Source organism: Cognatiyoonia sediminum, from assembly GCF_900129845.1.
Lineage (GTDB): Bacteria > Pseudomonadota > Alphaproteobacteria > Rhodobacterales > Rhodobacteraceae > Cognatiyoonia > Cognatiyoonia sediminum.
On record NZ_FQXB01000007.1, the window covers coordinates 1 to 20246 of the forward strand.

General features: G+C 53.8%; 18 protein-coding genes and 3 pseudogenes. 15 read left to right on the forward strand and 6 right to left on the reverse strand.

The annotated features are described in order from the left end of the window. A partial coding sequence (locus BUA85_RS16835) for a hypothetical protein (protein WP_165611629.1) occupies positions 1-861 on the forward strand: 861 nt, incomplete at its 5' end. Between the two features lie 271 nt (positions 862-1132). Here the strand turns inward: BUA85_RS16835 and BUA85_RS16980 are convergent. Both BUA85_RS16980 and BUA85_RS15075 read right to left on the reverse strand, forming a co-directional pair. Beyond that, positions 1133-1704, reverse strand: a pseudogene (locus BUA85_RS16980) (IS6 family transposase); the annotation flags it as partial. Positions 1705-1777: 73 nt separating this feature from the next. Then, positions 1778-2761, reverse strand: coding sequence for a nuclear transport factor 2 family protein (locus BUA85_RS15075; protein WP_072902568.1), 984 nt, complete (start codon positions 2759-2761; stop codon positions 1778-1780). 123 nt (positions 2762-2884) lie between these two features. Here BUA85_RS15075 and BUA85_RS15080 point away from each other — a divergent pair, with 123 nt between their 5' ends. The 14 genes from BUA85_RS15080 to BUA85_RS15145 all read left to right on the forward strand — a co-directional run bounded on the left by BUA85_RS15080 (position 2885) and on the right by BUA85_RS15145 (position 16472). Next, on the forward strand, positions 2885-3937 hold the full coding sequence (locus BUA85_RS15080; protein ID WP_072902570.1) for an ABC transporter ATP-binding protein: 1053 nt from the start codon (positions 2885-2887) through the stop codon (positions 3935-3937). A gap of 92 nt (positions 3938-4029) precedes the next feature. Next, positions 4030-5262 carry an ABC transporter substrate-binding protein gene (locus BUA85_RS15085; RefSeq protein WP_072902571.1) on the forward strand — a complete coding sequence of 411 codons (1233 nt, stop codon included), beginning with the start codon at positions 4030-4032 and terminating at the stop codon, positions 5260-5262. A gap of 74 nt (positions 5263-5336) precedes the next feature. Further along, entirely contained in the window at positions 5337-6368 is a 1032-nt protein-coding gene (locus BUA85_RS15090; protein ID WP_072902573.1) for a carbohydrate ABC transporter permease, read from the forward strand. Positions 6369-6383: 15 nt separating this feature from the next. Continuing rightward, on the forward strand, positions 6384-7265 hold the full coding sequence (locus tag BUA85_RS15095) for a carbohydrate ABC transporter permease (protein WP_072902575.1): 882 nt from the start codon (positions 6384-6386) through the stop codon (positions 7263-7265). Further along, on the forward strand, positions 7262-7786 hold the full coding sequence (locus BUA85_RS15100; RefSeq protein ID WP_072902577.1) for an ester cyclase: 525 nt from the start codon (positions 7262-7264) through the stop codon (positions 7784-7786). Before BUA85_RS15095 ends, BUA85_RS15100 begins: the two co-directional genes overlap by 4 nt. Before the next feature lie 16 nt (positions 7787-7802). Beyond that, a complete protein-coding gene (hisD, locus tag BUA85_RS15105) occupies positions 7803-9113 on the forward strand; it encodes a histidinol dehydrogenase (RefSeq protein ID WP_072902579.1) in 1311 nt (436 codons plus the stop codon). Beyond that, entirely contained in the window at positions 9110-10162 is a 1053-nt protein-coding gene (locus BUA85_RS15110) for an ester cyclase (protein WP_072902581.1), read from the forward strand. Before hisD ends, BUA85_RS15110 begins: the two co-directional genes overlap by 4 nt. After that, entirely contained in the window at positions 10162-10926 is a 765-nt protein-coding gene (locus BUA85_RS15115) for an SDR family NAD(P)-dependent oxidoreductase (protein WP_072902583.1), read from the forward strand. The genes BUA85_RS15110 and BUA85_RS15115 overlap by 1 nt, the downstream gene beginning before the upstream one ends. Continuing rightward, positions 10926-11948, forward strand: coding sequence for a LacI family DNA-binding transcriptional regulator (locus BUA85_RS15120; RefSeq protein WP_072902585.1), 1023 nt, complete (start codon positions 10926-10928; stop codon positions 11946-11948). Before BUA85_RS15115 ends, BUA85_RS15120 begins: the two co-directional genes overlap by 1 nt. Then, positions 11945-12913: a nuclear transport factor 2 family protein gene (locus BUA85_RS15125; protein WP_072902805.1), complete on the forward strand. Its 969-nt coding sequence runs from the start codon at positions 11945-11947 to the stop codon at positions 12911-12913. The genes BUA85_RS15120 and BUA85_RS15125 overlap by 4 nt, the downstream gene beginning before the upstream one ends. Before the next feature lie 5 nt (positions 12914-12918). Further along, positions 12919-13884, forward strand: a complete 966-nt coding sequence (locus BUA85_RS15130; protein WP_072902587.1) for a cupin domain-containing protein — start codon at positions 12919-12921, stop codon at positions 13882-13884. A gap of 80 nt (positions 13885-13964) precedes the next feature. Continuing rightward, a complete protein-coding gene (locus BUA85_RS15135) occupies positions 13965-15089 on the forward strand; it encodes a cobalamin-independent methionine synthase II family protein (RefSeq protein ID WP_072902589.1) in 1125 nt (374 codons plus the stop codon). Continuing rightward, positions 15086-15787: an alpha/beta fold hydrolase gene (locus tag BUA85_RS15140; protein WP_072902591.1), complete on the forward strand. Its 702-nt coding sequence runs from the start codon at positions 15086-15088 to the stop codon at positions 15785-15787. Before BUA85_RS15135 ends, BUA85_RS15140 begins: the two co-directional genes overlap by 4 nt. After that, positions 15780-16472, forward strand: a complete 693-nt coding sequence (locus BUA85_RS15145) for an RraA family protein (protein ID WP_072902593.1) — start codon at positions 15780-15782, stop codon at positions 16470-16472. The genes BUA85_RS15140 and BUA85_RS15145 overlap by 8 nt, the downstream gene beginning before the upstream one ends. Before the next feature lie 105 nt (positions 16473-16577). Here the strand turns inward: BUA85_RS15145 and BUA85_RS17130 are convergent. From BUA85_RS17130 to BUA85_RS15165, 4 genes and pseudogenes are all read right to left on the reverse strand, one after another. Next, a pseudogene (locus BUA85_RS17130) lies at positions 16578-16673 on the reverse strand (helix-turn-helix transcriptional regulator); the annotation flags it as partial. Between the two features lie 49 nt (positions 16674-16722). After that, a pseudogene (locus BUA85_RS15155) lies at positions 16723-17428 on the reverse strand (IS6 family transposase). A gap of 105 nt (positions 17429-17533) precedes the next feature. Next, positions 17534-18523 (reverse strand): sterol desaturase family protein, encoded by a 990-nt coding sequence (locus BUA85_RS15160; RefSeq protein ID WP_072902595.1) that lies wholly within the window; start codon positions 18521-18523, stop codon positions 17534-17536. Between the two features lie 42 nt (positions 18524-18565). Further along, positions 18566-19978: a DUF4856 domain-containing protein gene (locus BUA85_RS15165; protein WP_072902596.1), complete on the reverse strand. Its 1413-nt coding sequence runs from the start codon at positions 19976-19978 to the stop codon at positions 18566-18568. Positions 19979-20246 lie beyond the last annotated feature (268 nt).

Below are 20246 nucleotides of genomic sequence, written 5' to 3' on the forward strand. Positions count from 1 at the left end.
ACCACACAGTGCCTTGGGTTACCGCCCACCGGCCCCGGAAACCATCGTCCCGATGGAACCCAGGCCAATAATGCACTAACAGTCAAACTGGACCAATTAGGTGGGGCTGATCAGCCATTGGCCTATGACTACGTCGGCTTTGGCAGTTTTGAATTGGCGTTGTACGACAACCGTCTAAAATGGCGCGGCTTCGACTACGGCTTCTTTGACAAGATCGTCTCGCAAGTTGAACCGAACGTCTCCAAAGTTGCTGACGACGTCTATTTTCTGTCTTGGAATACGCCCGGAGGAACCGACAACGTTGTCGTAAATTTCGATCAGGATACTGTCCATGCACACCTTTGGTCAGGTCCAAGTTCCGTAGACGACTACTCAGATTTCGACCAGATCCACGGGCAGATCCTTTGCGAACCCTCAAAGGAATGCCCATTCCCCGAAGGCGCGCCGACGGGGTCTTTTGGAATGGCCTACCATTTCATTGCAAATAGCTGGAAATATGATCTGCCATCGTTAACCGAATTCCAGCCACCGCTGGTCCAAAGTCATACAGACGGTTTGGCGGAGCTGACTGGTAAACCGCTTCAATATGAAGGGGATTCTGGTGCGGTCACGCTGCAAATCAACGATCAGGAGACACTGGTATCAATCGATCGCGCCGCGGCAGAAAGCTTCCATACCCATGTGACAAAAATTGCTGACGGCATCTACTTTATTTCTTGGCTTGATGAGCCAATCTCTGGCGATCACATCGTTTTCAACAAGAATGCAATGCAAGTCTTCGACCATGTGACTTCGGAAGCAGTGCGTGGTGAGCAAATTTTGGCAGCAACCTGTTTTGGCCCAGCCGAGGATTGCTCATGACAAAGGGGCCATCTCATAAGCTAGATAAAGAGCGCCACCTTCCGTATTCGTTGATGCTCTTGTTTGAGCATTCTGCACAATGACTCGGTTCAAAAAGACGATGACTTCGGAGTTCGGTACGATGCCGGAAAATTGGCGACTAAAAATTTGCCAGGACGACCTAGCCAGAGTTCATCTCCGCCGAACTCACCTAGAAATTCCAGCCAAAACGGAAGTGAGTGGCGGTGCAGTCAGACGAATTTGAACCAGTCTCAGTTTGCCGCTGATTGTGTGAACTTTTCCGGAACAAAGCTGACGCTACTCGGCGAGAGCGGCGGAACGGTAAGTATGAATTCTCCGCTCGATTGTTGAGCCAGCGGCCGGCTTCCTGCCGTGTGTCGGCGCCGACTTCTTTCGTTGCAGCACCGAAAAAGCGCAGGTTGTCTGTCACGGTCTCATCGGCTTTTCCAAGCTTGCGCGTTGCTTTCTTAATGAATTTCAACTCGGCCTTCTTGTCTCGGGTCTTAATGACGAAGCTTTCAAGCACCTCACTTTCATGATCTACCGCACGCCAAAGATAGTGACGCTTGCCATTCACCTTCACAAAGACTCATCCAAGTGCCACTTCTATTTCGAGAATGAACGCAGCCGCTGAACCCGTTTTCTTCGGATCTCAGAAGTAAACATCGGTTCGAACTTGTTTCACCTAAACCGGACGGTTTCATGGCTCACGTCGATGCCGCGCTCATTTAGAAGATCTTCGGCAGTCCGCAATGAAAGTGGAAACCAAATGCAAAGCATCTCGGCTAGGCGATTCATCTCAGGACTGGTTTTGCAGTACTTGAATGAGACAGGTTTGGTCATTGCGGGAAGCTATGCGACTGCCCTGCCCGCTCAAGCAAAGTTCTTCTGACAGGAACCTTCTCATCATTGACCCTCATGCAATTTGAAAATCCATGCCCTGCATTTTCCAAAAGTGCAAAAGGTCGATAAAAATCCAGTTCTCGTGCAATTTGTCACCCCGCCTACGATAAACGTCGATGACGCGAAATTCTCCTATCTTTCCAGTCGGCTCCATCCCCATAAACGGTCCTGTCAACTTGGCGGTGAAATTCGGCCATCCGGCGAACGCACCAAACTCTCCTTCGGCGACTCGAGCGATGTGGTTGGTCTTCGATCGGTCCGAAAACGCCGCGCGGAATGGGCCGGAATGCTGTTTGGTGTAGCGCTCGATAGTATAGGTCGCGCCGATCCCTTCAGGGCCCCACCACAACATATCGTCGTGCCAAGTTCGCGCCAACTCTTCCTCCAAAGGCAAACCAAGGTTCCATTGCCCCAAATCAGACACCATGGCGTCAATCGCCGCTCGCGTCTTCAGCCCTTCCTGAATTGGTTGCGGATCGAACAAAAGACCGCAATGCGTAACGGGACCAGGCTGAACAAGATGCCGCGCGGTTTGCGTGGGAAACGGACTTTGTCCCGCCTGCGCCATGAGATGAGGCAAATCGAAGTACATCAAGGACTCAGCAATCTTGCCGTCCAAGATCCGATAAAACGCGCAGTACCGCAGCATCGCCAACTTTCGCGTAGGACGAATACCCAGCCATTCTTTGTCAAAAAGCCCCATGAGATGGCCCATCGAAACAACCCAAACTGATCCATCTTTGTGCAACCAGTTTTCACCCGCAAAAAAGATATCTTCCCGCCTTTGCAGCGACGTTAAGCAGTCTTTCAGTGGTTCCCAGAAACGCTGCGCGACCCGGCGAGGGTCATCAACTTCGTCAAAGGGATGAAATCCGCGCCAAATATAATCCGGGTGTGCATAGCGCTCTTCGACTGCTGAGATTTCATCCCCGCTCGCCCGTTCCAATGCGGAATGATATCCGCTGATAACCTCTTTTTCCGATTGAAAGTCAGACACTTAAAGCATTCCTGATTTACCGAGAGTCGATTTCTCAAAAAAGAACTTGCCCAATCCACTTTCAGAAGTCTACCTTTTTGCAAACGTATGCAAAATACGTGATTCCATCTCAAGGGGGGTCAGATGGCCGAAATCCAATTGCGCAATGTGTCCAAGCGTTGGGGCTCATTCGTTGGCGTCGATAACTTCGATCTGACGATTGCGGATAAAGAATTCTTGGTTCTGCTTGGCCCTTCTGGCTGCGGCAAAACGACGACGATGCGGATGATTGCCGGCTTGGAGGATCCGACTGATGGCGAAATTTTGATTGGCGGCAACCCAGTCAATGATCTGGAACCAAAGGATCGCGACATCGCGATGGTGTTCCAATCCTACGCACTTTATCCGAACATGAACGTCTATGAAAACATCCGATTCCCCTTGCGTGTTCGCGACGGCGGCAAAAAAGCTGATCATGATGCCAAAGTCATGCGCGCCAGTGCGATGGTCGAATTGGATGAGTTTCTACACCGGAAGCCCGCAGAACTATCCGGCGGACAGCGCCAGCGTGTTGCACTTGCAAGAGCGATTGTACGAGAACCGAACGCCTTCTTGATGGACGAACCGCTGTCCAACTTGGACGCTAAGCTGCGGGTGTCCACGCGCGCACAAATCAGAAACTTGAGCCACGAACTCTCGGTCACGACGATTTACGTGACTCACGACCAGATCGAAGCGATGACTCTAGCGGATCGCGTTGTTGTCATGGAAAAGGGCGTGGTGCAGCAAGTCGGTAGCCCTACAGAAATCTACGACAAACCAGCCAACACCTTTGTGGCCAGCTTCATCGGCAATCCAGCCATGAACCTGATCGAAGGAAACGTCTCAAACGGCAATTTCTCGGCGACCTCAACGGAAGTAGCTGGCGTTGGTGGGTCTGATGGAAAGATGACCTTGGGGTTCAGAGCAGAAGACGCCAGCGTTGTGGATAGTGGCGGCCAGATCAATGCACCCATCTACGCGCTCGAACTGCTGGGTGACGCGGTCATGATTTCTGTCAGGCTCGGCGGCACTCTCGTCTCAGTCAGAACCGACAAATCATTCCGGGCGGAGATCGGCGATACCGTCTCGATTTCTGTCCCCACAGAAATTTGCCACCTGTTTGATGGTCAAACGGGTGAGCGGATCGGGGCTTAGGCCCTCAAACTTCCCGACCTCTTTGGTCGGGGCAATCAAAGGATGCGCGATTGCAAGGCGCATCCGCCAAACAAAGAAACAGGGAGATTCAAATGTTTCTTAAGAAAATTGCTCTGGCAGGCACATTCGCCGGTCTGATGGGTACAGCAGCATACGCCTGCGGCCCATCTGGTGAATCTGTCCGCATCCTCGGCAGCGACTTTCCAGCCATTCAAGCCGTTTCGGGCACGGCGCAAGCGAATTGCGGTGGGGATGCTGGAGAATTTACGGTCACTCTGCGCGACGACACGCGCGATATGATGAACCAAGCGCAAACACCAAATCCTGCGCAATACACATCTGTGATTGTGGCCAACTCCACATTGACTCAGCTGATGAACGACGGACTTGTGCGCCCTCTCGACGATCTCGTCGCGAAATACGGCCAAGATCTGAATCCAAACCAGATGATCACCATTGATGGTCAGATCATGGCTGTCGCGTTCATGGCCAACTCTCAGCACCTCTATAGCCGTACCGACATCTTGGAGCAGGCAGGCGTTGAAGGCATCCCTGCAACGGTTGATGAAGTTGTAGCTGCAGCCCAAGCCATCCGTGCAGCTGGCATCATGGAATACCCAATCGTCCTGAACGCGAGCGGCTGGAACATGGGTGAACTGTTCAACCTGTTCTACTTTGCCCACGGCGGTGAGTTGTTCAAACCAGGTTCAGCCGAGCCGAACGTGAACAATGAAATTGGCGTTGCAGCCCTTAACTCCATCAAGTCTTTGACAGAGTATGCGCATCCAGATCACCTCAGCCACGCGTCCAACGAGACACAAGGTTTGTGGGAAGCCGGCCAAGCCGCCCTTGGCATCATGTGGGGTTCTCGCGGTGGCGCGATTTTGGACGATGAAGGGTCCAGCCCGGAAGTAACCGAAAACACTGTTCTTTCAGCGGCTCCAACCGTCGACGGTGGATCAATCCCAGCAGCAACACTGTGGTGGGATGGCGTAACCATCGCGACCAATATCTCTGATGCAGAAGCCGAAGCAACGTTTGCGGCACTTGCAAGTGCAATGTCGGCTGACATGGTTGCAGAGCACAATGACGACGCGATCTGGCTCATCGACGGTTATCAGCCGGGTCCAGCTGCAGCAGGTGTTTCAGCAACGGCACAGGGCGGGGCGAAGCCTTACCCAATGATTCCTTACGTGAACTTCATGCACAATGCCGCATCAGCGGAATTGGCTGACTTCCTGAAGGGTGATGAATCCGCTGAGCAGACGCTCTCTGACATCGAAGCAGCCTACACAACAGCTGCGACCGAAGCCGGCTTCCTCTAAGAAGCTCAATTCGAGGGGCCTGACCGCCAGTTAGGCCCCTCGTCTTCCTGCACCTAGCAACCGAGTTCCATGCGATGAAACATAAGACCTTTTTCTGGTTCATCCTGCCGACCCTGTCAGCGATGCTTCTCTTTATCGCCCTGCCCATCGTGTCGGTTGCTATACAGTCACTTTATATTGAGCACGAACAAGTTCTCGTCGTGACCGAAAACTGCGGACCTTTTGGCTGTACTGAGGCTACAGCGGTGGACCTTGAAGCAACGGCCTCCCTCAGAGAAGAACAACCACTTGGTCGATTTAACGGTCTCGACACCTACACCAATCGCGCGCACCTCGCCTTTGCCGAAATTGGCGAAAGTTGGAACACAACAGAGACATGGAGCGCCTTCTTTAGCGAAGTGCTCGACCTCCCGTTTTATTGGGCGCTGGCTTTTACCCTGACCTATACTTTTGTGGTCACGCCTTTTGTGTTGGTCCTTGGATTGGCAATCGCAGTTGCGGTCAACAATCTTCCAAAAATGTTCAAAGGCCCCACGATTTTCGTCTCCCTCCTTCCCATGATAGTCACGCCCCTCGTCGGTGCGCTCATCCTGTTTTGGATGGTTGATGGCGACGGTATCATCGGCGCGACGCTTCAATGGATCACTGGCGACCCTACCCTCAGCTTAAAAGCGACGACCTCTCTGAATTGGGTGATGCTGATCGTCTACGGGATATGGTCCTCCCTGCCCTTCGCTTTCATCGTTTTCTACGCTGGTCTTCAAACCGTCCCGAGCGAAACCATGGAGGCCGCCATGATCGATGGTGCGAGTAAATGGCAAAGCATGCGCCATGTTGTTGTACCCCACCTGATGCCGCTCGTAATTTTCATTTCGTTGATCCAACTGATGGACAACTTCCGCGTCTTCGAACCCATCATCAGTTTCCAAGCCGAGGCCCACGCGCGTTCCTTGTCTTGGATCATCTACAACGACCTGATCGAGGCCGGTAACCCGCTCTATGGGTCTGCGGGTGCAAGTTCGATCCTCACCATCATCGGTGTCGCTTTCCTTCTGGTACCAGTGCTGATCCGCACCTGGCGCGACTTCAATTCGAAACCTGTTTAGGAAGGGGATCCGACTATGGCCACCAAAGCTCAATCGCGCCTGTCACCGTTGAAGGTCGTCTCGATCATCTTTGTCATCATTTGGGTCCTTCTGGCGTCCTTCCCCTTCCTGTGGACCGTCTGGGGCTCGTTCAAGGTCCAAGGCGATTTCTTCTCAAAGGCGGATTGGACGAACGCCATCTTTGGCGTTCAAACCCTAGAACAAACCGGATCTCGGTTTACGCTCGACGGCTACTATGGCGCTTGGGTTGAGGAAGAGTTCTGGCGATCCGTGATCAACACCAGCATTGTTGTGTTCTTTACGGTGACGATCTCTTTGACGATCGGAACGCTAGGCGGCTATGCGCTCGCTCGTTCGGGATACAAATACGCATTCTGGCTTCTGATGGTTGCCTTGGTCTTCCGCGCCATGCCGCACATCACCTTGGTTTCAGGCTATCTCCTTCCTTTCTTCGAATGGAATATCTGGGGAATTTTGCCGACCACGATCATCGTACTTGTCGCGATCAACCAACCCTTCACGCTGTGGATGCTGCATTCGTTCTTTCTAAATATCCCAAAGGATATGGACGAAGCTGCAATGGTCGATGGCTGCACACGCTTCCAGGCCTTCCGCCATGTTATCATCCCAGTCATGTGGCCAGGTGTTATCACGACGGGCTTGTTTAGCTTCCTGTTGGCCTACAACGACTTTACCGTCACACGAATGCTCTTGAGTCAGGAAAACGAAACGATCATTCCAAAGATCCAGAGTTTCTTAGGCTCCGCACAAGTCGAAGGCAACGTCATGTTCGCCGTTGCCGCGGTAGTTTCAGCGACGGTTCCTCTGTTTATTCTTGTGATGTTCTTCCAACGCCAAATCGTCAGCGGCTTGACCGCAGGGGCGGTGAAAGGATGATGGGTTCCAGACCAGAACAGGCGGTTCTCAGCCGCGACACTGATATGTCCAAGACCGAGGCGACACGCGCGGTCATCGAAGGCATGGTCGATGGGCTGAATGACCACCGCATCGCGGACATTGGAGAGTTCTTTTCAGAGACCTTCTCTTGGATGGGCAACACCGGATGCGGTACGAAACACGGCCTGCGCGAGTTTCAAGACAATTGGCAAAAGCCGTTCCAAGCTGCATTCTCTGAAAAGGTTTGTATCGATGAAGCCCGCCTTTACATGGGCGAATGGGCCGCCGCGTTCGGTCGGCAAGAGGCCACGCATTCCGGCACCTTCATGGGCGTCGCGCCCACCGGCAAGCGGATCAACATCCGCTACATGGATTTCTGGAAAGTCGAAGATGGCAAAATCACCGATAATTGGGTGATGGTCGATTTCCCACACGTCCTATCCCAACTCGGCGTTGATGTGTTCAACGGCGAAGGCTGGGAAGCATTTGATCGCGGCGAAAAGACGCCGCCAACTCCCTAAACCCAAGGATAGTTAGATGGCCATTGAGCATCTGAAGCAAAGTAAGCCCGAAGCCGAAAAGAAAGAAGAAGACGCGAAAGTCCGTTCCGTTGTCGAAGCTACATTGGCCGATATTGAGAAACGGGGCGATGCGGCTGTGCGTGATCTGTCTAAGAAATTCGACGGCTATGAACCCGAGGCATTTCGACTATCGCAATCCGAGATCGAAGCAGCGATGCAAAAGGTCTCCACCCGCGATATGGAAGACATCAAGTTCGCCCAAACTCAAATCCGCAACTTCGCTGAAGCCCAGCGCGCCTCGATGACGGATATTGAGGTGGAAACGATGCCCGGTGTAATCTTGGGGCACAAAAACATACCCGTTCAATCCGTGGGTTGCTACGTCCCCGGCGGCAAATTCCCGATGGTGGCCTCCGCACATATGTCTGTTCTCACTGCGACCGTGGCAGGCGTCCCCCGCATCATCGCCTCCGCGCCTCCTGTAAATGGAGAGCCCCACCCCGCCATCGTCGCTGCCATGCATATGGGCGGCGCACACGAGATTTACGTGATGGGCGGCATTCAAGCTGTTGGCGCGATGGCCATTGGAACCGAAACCATCGATCCGGTGCACATGCTCGTCGGCCCCGGTAACGCCTTCGTCGCGGAGGCCAAGCGTCAGCTCTACGGTCGCGTTGGCATCGACCTCTTTGCTGGCCCAACTGAAACACAAGTGATTGCAGACGAAACCGTTGACGCAGAAATGTGTGCAACTGACCTGCTCGGGCAGTCTGAACACGGCTACAATTCACCCGCGATGCTGATCACCAACTCTCGCAAACTCGCGGACGAAACGCTTGTCGAGATTAACCGCATTCTCAAAATCATCCCGACGGCAGAAACCGCGTCCGCGTCGTGGGAAAACTACGGCGATATTTTTGTCTGCGACACCTATAAGGAGATGCTTCAGGTCGCCAATGACACGGCTTACGAACACGTCCAGATCATGACGGACCGCGACGACTGGTTCCTAGAGAACATGCATTCCTACGGTGCGCTGTTCCTTGGCCCACGCACCAACGTGGCAAACGGCGATAAAGTCATCGGCACCAATCACACTCTGCCGACAAAGAAAGCCGGCCGCTACACTGGTGGGCTATGGGTCGGCAAATTCCTCAAAACACACTCCTACCAGAAGGTCACAACCGATGAAGCCGCCGCATTGGTCGGCGAATACGGCTCTCGCCTCTGCATGCTCGAAGGTTTCGTCGGCCACGCCGAACAGTGCAACCTACGTGTGCGCCGCTATGGCGGCAAAAATGTACCATATGGTCAGGCCGCGGAATGAGTTGCGTTCACACTGAAAACAAGGAAGCTCTGAAAAAGCTTCACGCTGCGATGACCGATTTTGAAGAGGCCTCAGTGCGGTCTGCTTTGCGCAACCTCATCGCGCCTGACGCGCTCATTCATATGCCCCATCCACTTGGCGATCTTACTGGGCCAGATGAGCTTTACGACATCTGCTACGCGCCACTTTTCAAGTCCATGCCAGATCTAGAACGGCGGGATTGGATCTTGATGGGCGGTCAGACGGAGCATGGTGGCAACTGGATCGGCTGCGGCGGCCACTACATGGGCACCTTTGTTGTCCCATACCTTGATATCCCGCCAACCGGCCATCTTGCACATATGCGCTTCCACGAATTCTACAAATTCGAAGAAGGCCGCGTCGTCGAGATTCAAACGCTTTGGGATATACCAGAGCTTATGATGCAAGCTGGCGCTTGGCCTATGGCACCGTCCTTGGGCCTTGAATTTCATATCCCCGGGCCCGCAACACTAGACGGGTTTGTCCCCGGACCCTGGGACAAAGAACGGTCAGAGGCGTCATGCCGGCATATTGTCGACATGCTCGACCATCTGAAGTTGCATCCAAGCACAGGTGGTCCAGAAGTGATGGACATGCCGCGGTTCTGGCACCCTCGCATGAACTGGTACGGGCCCGCTGGTATCGGCACCGGGCGAGGTATCTCAGGTTTCCGCAATTGGCACCAAATCCCGTTCTTAAACGGAATGCCAGACCGTGGGCTCTATGTGGATGAAATCACCTACCACTTCTTTGGCGATAACGACTATGTGGCGGTGACGGGATGGCCCGACATGATTCAGACCGTCACTCATGATGGTTGGATGGGTATTGCGCCGTCTGGAAAGAAGATCACCATGTGCTCTCTCGATTTCTGGCGGATCGAAAACGGCAAAATCCGAGAAAACTGGGTCATGGTCGATATCCTTGATGCCTATCGCCAACTGGATGTTGATGTTTTGGCGCGGATGCGCGAGTTCAATAAGGCGCGCGTGTCGGGCTCTATTCCCTTCCCCGTTGGTGACGTCTAATGACCCTGCCTCAAACCCCGTCCTTCCGACTTGAAGGCAAGCGCGCCTTGGTCGCAGGAGCCTCTTCTGGCATCGGCCTTGCCTGTGCAGTTGCCTTGGCCGAAGCCGGAGCACATGTAACGCTTGCTGCGCGCCGTTCAGACAAGTTGCGAGATTTGCAAGATCAACTCACCGCTAAGAGCTTATTAGCCGACACTCTCGCGCTCGACGTTTCCAACATCGACGCAACCCGCGCGGCCATCGAAGCTAATGACCCATTTGACATTTCGCTGAACGCCGCCGGCCTTGCTCTTCATACACCTGCAACGGAAACTAACCCCGAGGACTACGACGCCGTATCGAACATCAACGTACGGGGTGCATATTTCCTTAACCAAGCCGTCGCCAAGAAACTGATCGCCGCCGGAAAACCGGGCAGCCTGATCACCATTTCCAGCCAGATGGGTTATGTCGGCGGTCAAGATAGGGCGGTTTATTGCGCCACCAAACACGCCGTCGAAGGCATGACCAAGGCCATGGCGATCGAATGGGGCAAAGCAGGTATCCGCGTAAATACCATCTGCCCAACGTTTATCGTGACTGACCTCACCCGACCTACCTTTGAAGACCCGGAAAAGCGCGCTTGGATCATGGATAAGATCAAACTCGACCGCGTCGGCGAGGTAGAAGACATCATGGGTGCCGCTGTCTTCCTTGCGTCTGATGCGTCCGCACTGATGACCGGCACTCATATGATGATCGACGGAGGATGGACCGCAGACTGATGGCACAAACGAAGGTCACATCGGCAGAAGTTGCAGCCCGCGCTGGCGTCAGCCAGTCAGCGGTCAGCCGTGTCTTCACTCCGGGTGCCTCCGCCTCGGCCAAAACCGTTGAAAAGGTCAAAGCCGCTGCAAAAGAGCTCGGCTATCGCCCCAACGTCCTTGCCCGCGCTATGGTGTCTGGCAAAAGCCGGATCATCGGCCTTGTCGTGGCTTACCTCGACAATCACTTCTTCCCTGTCGCTTTAGAACTCTTGTCAAACGAGCTGCAAAAGAAGGGGTATCACGTCCTCATCTTCACCGCGCCGAACTCTGTCGATGCCGTCGACAATCTGGTGCAGGAACTCATGGACTATCAAGTCGACGGGATCATCGCAGCCTCGGTTTCCATGAGCTCAACCCTCGCAGATCGCGCGAAGCTGGCAGGCATTCCAGTGGTCCTCTTCAACCGTGGGCTGGATGGCAGCGGTATGTCGTCAGTGACCTCAACAAACACCGAAGGCGGACGCAAAGTCGCCGAGTTTCTTGTCGATGCAGGCCACCAACGTATCGCCCATATCTCTGGTTGGAGCGGCTCATCCACCGGCCGAGATCGCGCCTTTGGCTTCAAAGAAAGCCTCGCAAAATCTGGCCATGCTCTCGTTGCGGAAATAGACGGCATGTATTCACGCGAAGTCGCCTCTGAAGCCGCGCGGGATTTGATGTCGCGCCCTGACCCACCAGACGCCATCTTTGTCGGCAATGATCATATGGCCTTTGCGGTTATGGACACGATCCGCTTTGAACTGGGCCTGCGCGTACCAGAGGACGTATCAATCGTCGGGTATGACGACGTCCCCATGGCCAGTTGGGCGGCATACGACCTGACAACGGTACGCCAACCGGTCAACCAAATGACAGAGGCCACCATTGATACCCTACTGGGTCAAATCAATGACCCAACCAGAACGTCGACAAAGATCGAAATACCTGGGCCGCTAATCGCGCGCGGCTCCGCAAGACGCCCAGAAGGATGGACGCCATGAAAGGCTTTTCAAATCGTTTCACCGATTTCCCCGACTACATCATCGGCATCACCAAAGAAATTTGGGAAGATCGCGGCATTGGCACCCTGCATGACTACTACGCCCCCGACATCCCGGTCCGATCCCCCAGCAGCGTGGTGAAGGGCAACCAAGGCGTCATCGCAGCAACTATGGCAACTCTAGCCGAATTTCCGGACCGCACACTTTATGGTGAGGACGTCATCTGGTCCGGCATGCCAGAGGATGGAATGCTCAGTTCTCACCGGCTGCACTCCACCGCGACGCATGCTCATGATGGGGTTTATGGTAAAGCAACAGGCAAAACTCTCCGCTACCGCATCATCGCCGACTGCCATGCGATCAACAATCAGATCAACGACGAATGGCTGATCCGCGACCAAGGCGCGATTGTCCGTCAGCTGGGCTGGGACCCAAAAGACTATGCCGCTGATTTGATCGACCGCGAAGGTGGCCCGGAAAACTGCGTGAAGCCCTTCACGCCTGAAATCGACATTGACGGCCCCTACAAAGGAACAGGCAATGACAATAAATGGGGTCAAAAATACGCAGAGCTCCTAACCCGCATTATGAATGCCGAATTCAGTGTGATCCCACAGGAATACGACCGCGCGGTGAACCTTGAATACCCTGGCGGCGTTTCAGCTCTGTCTCATGGTGGTGCCGATAAATTCTGGATGGGCCTGCGCGCCTCTTTCCCCAATGCAGAGTTTAAAATCGAGCATCAAATTGGCCGCGATGACCCGATGATGCCCCCTCGCGCCGCCCTCCGTTGGAGTCTTTGGGGCAAACATGACGGCTGGGGCAGCTTCGGCACACCGACCGGCGCTCAGGTTTATGTCATGGGCGCCTCCCACGCCGAATTTGGCCCTTGGGGCCTGCGCCGCGAATACACGCTTTTCGACGAAACGGCGATCTGGAAGCAGATCCTTTTGGCAACGGGGTAATCGGAATGACACCACAAGAGATAGAGACCCGCATCGTCCGCTATGGCGATCTGCACCCGTGCAAAACGGCTTTTATCGACGCCCACACGCCCGGCTCTGATCAGAAAGAGAACTTCACCATCATTGGCGGTGGCGTGTCTGAATCCTCCGATCAACACGTGCATATTTCGATCCCTCACGGGTTCAACATCGGGGCCGCTGGCCAGCCCCCGAAATGCCGGAACTCACTACACGACCACCACACAGCAGAGGCCTTTTTCGTACTGAAGGGCCGCTGGCGGTTCTTCTGGGGCCGCTGGGGCGATGCGGGCGAAGTGGTTTTGGAAGAAGGCGATATCTTCAACATCCCAACAGGTATTTTCCGTGGATTCGAAAACATCGGCACCGACTACGGAATGATCATGGCGATCCTCGGCGGCGATGACGCCGGCGGCGGGGTCATGTGGGCCCCACAAGTGATCGAAGATGCAGCTGACCACGGTTTGGTTCTGGGCGAAGACGGCAAGCTCTACGACACCAAGCGCCAGCAGAAGCTGCCCGAAGGCGTAGCGCCCATGCCTCTGATGTCTGGCGAGGAACTTGCCAAACGACCCGAACCGACGACCGCCGATGTGCTCCCGAACCATGTGGCGCGCTATTGGGATTTGATGGCCCTGTCAGACAAAGAGCCCACCACTGTCATCGGCGAACATGGTGTCTTGCGCGACAAACCAGGGTTCGAGGTTGATTTCATCACACGCGGTTCTGCAACCGAAGCCAAAAACGCAGCCAAGTTCCCGACTGTCCTGATGCCAATGCGCGGCCATTGGAAAGTGACATGGGACGGCGGCGCCGCGACGCTTGCCCCCGGTGACACAATGTCGGTCCCTGAAAATTTGGCGCACAGTGTCGTGCCTTCGATGACCGGAGAAGCAAGCCTTTATCGCATCGTCGCAACTGGCGATCCAGCTGGGTTGACTTGGCAGGGCTAGTGTACAGCGTATGTACAACTATTGTACGCCGTGTGTACGCACGGCGTACGTTACTTTCTTGACTATTTGGGGAACCACGAATGACCAAAATCCAAACCACCCACGTCGGCTCCCTGCCTCGCACACAAGAGGTTGTGGACTTCATTTTTGCCCGCGAAAACGGCACCGAATATGATCAATCCGCCTTCGACAACTGCATGGCTGCGGCCGTGTCAGACACCGTTAAAAAGCAGATTGACGCGGGCGTCGACATCGTGAGCGATGGCGAAACCTCCAAAATTAGCTACGCGACCTACGTTAAGGACCGCTACACAGGCTTTGATGGCAACAGCCCAAGGAACGCACCCGCTGACCTGAAAAAATTCCCAAGCTTTCTCAAGCGTTTGGCTGACGATGGCGGAACCCCTCAATATGCCCGCCCCATGTGCGTGGGCGACGTGAAATCCAAAGGCCAAGGTGAGTTGGAAAAAGACATCGCCAACCTCAAGGCCGCTATGACTGAACACGGTGTTGAGCGCGGATTCATGAACGCCGCCTCGCCCGGTGTGATCTCACTCTTTTTGCAAAACGACTTCTACAGCACGCGCGAGGAATACCTCGCCGCCCTCGCTGATGCGATGAAGGAAGAGTACGAAACCATCGTCGCCTCCGGCCTCGACCTACAGCTCGATTGCCCTGACCTCGCGCTGTCAAGGCACATGCTTTTCAATGACTTAAGTGATGAGGAGTTCCTGAAGATAGCAGGCTCCCATGTCGAGGCATTGAACCACGCGCTGGCCGACGTACCCGCCGAAAAGGTCCGCATCCACATCTGTTGGGGCAACTACGAAGGGCCGCATGTCTGCGACATCCCAATGGCGAAGATGTTCGATACGTTAATGTCTGCGAAAGCACGTTATGTTCTGTTTGAAACATCCAACCCACGCCACGGCCACGAATGGACCGTGTTCAGAGATCGAAAGGATGAAATTCCGGCAGATAAAGTCTTGGTTCCCGGTGTCGTCGACACAACGACGAATTTTGTGGAGCACCCCGAGCTTGTCGCACAACGCACACAGCGTTTTGTCGATATTGTGGGCGCGGAACGTGTAATCGCAGGCTCCGACTGCGGATTTGGCACCTTTGCAGGGTTCGGCGCCGTCGATCCTGAAATTGCCTACGCCAAGCTTGGCGCGCTGTCCGAAGGGGCCGCGCTGGTCAAATGACACCTCTGGTTTTTCTGCCGGGGATGATGTGCGACGAACGGCTGTTTGCGCATCAGATCGATGCAATGTCGAACGATCGTGCAATCCACGTAGCGGCGTTCGATGGTACTCACGTCGCCACAATCGCAGAGGAAATTCTGAAGAGCGCACCTCCACATTTCGCCCTCGCTGGATTGTCGATGGGTGGGATTGTTGCAATGGAAATACTGAGGCAATCACCTGAAAGAGTGCAAGCTGTCGCATTGCTAGATACCAATCCTTTGGCGGAAACACGCGAAGTCATGGAGCGCCGCATCCCTCAAATCGAAATGGCAATGAATGGCAATCTGGAAGCGGTGATGCGGGATGAGATGAAGCCCAATTACTTAACCGAGGGTCCACATCGTCAGAGCATTCTTGATCTTTGTATGGATATGGCACTTTCGATGGGACCAACGGCATTCATTGAACAATCACGGGCTTTGCAAACTCGTCCCGACCAAACCGATACACTGCGCGCCTACAAGAGCCCAACCCTGATACTCTGCGGCGAAGAAGACACTCTGTGCCCCGTGCACCGCCACACGCTAATGCATGAACTCATGCCGCACTCAACACTAACCATTCTGCCCAACGCCGGCCATCTGCCCACGCTCGAACAACCAGAGGCTACAACCGCCGCGCTTCAAGCCTGGCTTAAGGAGATCCCAAATGGATGACGCCCTTCTCACCCTGCTCCGATCTGTCGACACGCCAACGGTCTGCAACGCCATAGAAGTTGTCGAAGGCAAGCGCGGGTTCAACAATTTCACCCGTGGCACGATGCAGATCAGTGACCCAAATGGCGTCCTCATCGGCTACGCCCGCACCGCTAAAATCGCGGCGATCGATCCACCGACGGAAGCGCCCGACGTGATCAAAAAACGGCGCATGGCTTATTACGAGCAAATGGCCACTGGCCCCCGCCCCGCCTTGGCAGTGGTTGAAGACCTGGACGGTAACGATGCGATCGGAGCGTTCTGGGGGGAAATCAACACGACTGTGCACAAGGGCTTTGGCCTGTGCGGAGCGCTCACCAACGGTGTGATGCGCGACCTTGGCGATCTGCCCAATGGCTTTCCCGTCATCGCAGGTCAGATCGGGCCAAGCCATGGGTTTGTTCATGTAAAAGAGATCGGTACGCCTGTGCGCATATTCGGACTTGAGATTGCCGATGGTGATCTTGTTCATGCTGACAGACACGGCGCGTTGGTTATCGGCAAAGAACATATTGAAGGCTTGGCCGTTGCGATCAAAAAACTACTAGATACCGAAAGCATCGTACTGGACGCCGCCCGAAGAGCAGACTTCGATTTTGAAAGTTTCGCGGACGCTTGGTCGAGGTTCGAAGCGGAAAGAACATAGATCGAAATTCGAGGCCAACAGTCGACCTTTGAATTGATTTAGAAACAGAAACATGAGCCAGATCTAACCCATCATGGTTGTCAAATGCCACCGCGCATGTTGCCTTCAAGCAGACTGCTGAAAAGGCTCTTTTTGATTCAGATTCCGATAGGATTTTGGCGTCACGCCCATTTGTTTGCGAAACAACCTGTAGAAATGGTGCTGTCAGACGAATTCGTACCAGTCTCAGTTTGCCGCTGATCGCGCGAACCTATTCGGAACAAAGTAGACGCCACTTGGCGAGAGCGGCGCTTCGGTTTAGTTTGAAATTGTCTCGTGAGAGGGGGTGGCGGACCTGGTTGAAGTGATTTGAGACGGAGGCGTCTACAGCGACGAATTTCTGAAGACTCCGCATCCGCCGAATCCGGAGCTTAGCACGTTCTCTTCGTCGGAATGGTAAGTGTGAATTCTCAGCTCGATTGTTGAGCCATCGGCCGACTTCCTGCCGTGTGTCGGCGCCGATTTCGCGTAGGGCGGCTCCATAAGACCGGAGTTTGTCTGTCACGATCTCTTTGGCTCGACCATGCTTACGCAGTGCTTTCTTTAGGAATTTCAGGCCTGCCTTCTTATCGCGGGCCGTGGTAACGTAGCTTTCAAGCACTTCACCCTCATGATCAAACTGCGCGCCAAAGGTAATGCATCTCGCCATTGATCTTCACGAACATCTCGTCGAGGTGCCACCGCCAGCGGCTGGACTTCATACTTTCAATACGACGCTTCCGGATCTCGGCAGCATACGTCGGACCAAAGCGATGCCACCAATATCGAACCGTCTCGTGGCTGACATCGACACCTCGTTCGTGTAGCAAATCTTCCACGTTCCGGAGCGACAAAGGTAAACGAAAGTACAACATTACCGCCAGGCGGAAAACCTCTGGGCTGGTTTTGAAGTAGCGAAATGGGTCGGATTTTGTCATCCCGCGAAGCTACAAAACCGCCCTGACCTGCTTCGAGCTAAGTTATTCTGACAATACCCGCTGCCCAATTTGTTCAGCACTATGCATACGGATCGTAGGCCATAGTCATAGTTTGGCCCCAACGGCACGGCCGACGAGATCTTTTGCTTGCTGGGCGCGTCTGGAAAAAAGCCTCCAAATGTCTCGGAAAGGTCGCCAGTATAGTGCCCCTATACTCGAGGCAGCGTCTTCTTCACCAATGACCCCGAATGACAATTGCTCGTCCTTTTCAGACAGATGTAGAGACCCAAACATCCAATCCCAAATCGCCAAAGCGGCACCAAAGTTTTTGTCATAGTGCTTTTCAGCTATCGAGTGATGCAACTGATGTTGTGCAGGCGAAATCAAAAACCGTTCCAGCCAAGGCCAATAGCGGATTTCAATATGGCTGTGGCGCAGGTTTGAACCTGTCACATGAAAGACAAAAACCAGTACATTCACACCCAATATCGTATAAAGATCGACCGCGTTGCCAAATGCGAAAACAAATATCGAAATGGCGACCCCTTGCGCGACTGCGCTTCGGAGGGCGTAGAGCACTCCTTCTAGCGGATGAACACGGTAAACGGTAATGGGCGTCAATGTCTCGGCAGAGTGATGCACCTTGTGTATGGCCCATAGAACTGGCCAATGGTGCATCCATCTATGGACGAGGTACTTGGTGAAATCGTCGATCACAAACATGCTGACAGAGAAAAGCCCGATGATCATGCTCGTGCTGAGCGAACTGAATTCAGAGGGAGCGATCAGGCTTTGCTTATGTAGAAAGAAGTAGATCGCGGTTCCGATGGTAAGCTGCGTGATCAGCATCGGAGAAATCAGGAGCGTAATCAGCTGATTGAAAACGAAGAGTTTGTAGTCCGCTTTCGAAGAACTGGAAAACAGTATTTTCCGGTCAAAGATACGTGCCAATGCGTTGGTCAGGTTGGTCCGCTTAACAGTGACCAGCCAGAGCAATGCAATGAGAAGAGACAACAGAAGGTAGCCGAGGAAAATGCGCTTCTTCGGATTGATAAAGTCGCCAAAGACGCTTGAGATATATTCCGTTAATTCCATTTCGAAAAAGGGGCGGCGATTGGCGCCGCCCCGTTCTACAGATTAGTCTGTTTCAGCTGTGCTCGCGCTGCCGAGTGACTCGGCAAGACCTTCAAGGTCGGCAAGCTGGTCGTTTACACGAGATTGAACGCCGAACTTATCAACCATCAGCTGCTGCAGCTGAAGCAACTGAAGCTGATAGTCGTTCCATGTGATACGACGATCCATTTCGAAGTTACCGTCTGAATCGAAACCTGTGACGTAAGAGTTGTCCAATGTTGGTGGACCGAAGAGGATCAGGTCGTTCATTGTCACTGCTGTTTCGCCGAGGTTGTTGCGACCAGATTGCAGCGCCATGGAGAAGCCTTTCAGCTCACCCCAGTGCTTAGCATATGTGCGGTAGGCTTCGGCATTGTCGTCACCTGCTTCTGCGAGCGCGTTGATGTCTTTGTAGACAGAGCCGGCGTATTTGAAGACAGCTTCGGCCAGGACCTGTTCCCAGTTGTCTTCGATCGTGGAAGCCAGCGATACTAGCTGAGCACGCTGGTCGTCGGTCAATGCTTCGCCATTAGCGTCTGTAATGACGTTTCTGCCATCGATGTAAGCCTGCATGATGGTCTGAAGATAATCGGTAGATTGTGTGCCTGCACGGTCAAAGCTGGCTGCGTAGTAGGCTGGACCAAAGACCATTTCCGTGCGGAGGTCGACAGCACCGTCACCATTCGCGTCAGCGACAGCGAAGTCACTGAGCTTATTGATCGCATATGCGTCGTCTGCGGATAGAGCCAATGTGTGTGCAGCTGCACCGAAGTAACCGAACGCTTCATCCCAAGAATGTTCTTTGCCGGTGTAATGCGCACCGTCGCTGTATGGCGCATTGTTTGGCTTGTTATCTGCGCCGAGCTTCTCGTCCAGGTAGTTGTCTACAGCTTGGTTGTAGGCCATCGCACCCATGGTGAACTTGGAAATCAGCTGGCCCCAGTCGTAGCCAGTTTCGGGAGAGAACCCTGCGTTTGACGCTGCTGCGTTGCTGATCATGTTGAGCGCGACATCGACGCCTGACATCGCACCTGGCCATGCTGGCATCAGGCCATTGTAAAATTTACCTTCGATGTTCTTGCCGCCGGAGATTTCGCCAACCATTGTCTGGGCCACAACAAAATCGCCTTTGGTCGCTGGCGCGATAATCGGCAGATCTTCGTCGGAGCCTGAGAAATAAGCGAGCATCTGAGCTTCGAGCTCTTCTGCGTTGCTGCCGCCGTCGCCTTGGCCAGCAAGTTTCTTAAGGCTGTCATGAAGAACGTGACGCGCAATCTGACCCGTGTAACCGGTGGAATCTGTCTTGTCGCCTTCGTAGCCTTGAAGCGTGATTGGAAATGGACCGTAAGTCTGTGCATGACCATCTGCCATGGCTGCAGTAGCTGCCATTGCAAGTGATGCAACGATCGTCGTCGATTTCAATATTGATTTGAGCATATCGTACCCTCTCTGTATCTGAGCGAAATGCTCAGATTAATTCCTGAGTTCTCTAATCAGGAATGCGGCTTGCGAGTCAAGTGGCGCGACAAAATAACCGACAAAAAAACTCAGATTGACATTTCCGACTAGTTCACTCAGATTTGGAATCAATGTCCAGCCACCCTGAATTTAGGGAAGCCCGATGATCGAACGATGAAGGGACATCCGTGATGGATCGCCACCGGGACGAAGAAGATCAGCCACAGACACGAGAAAATGAATGCTG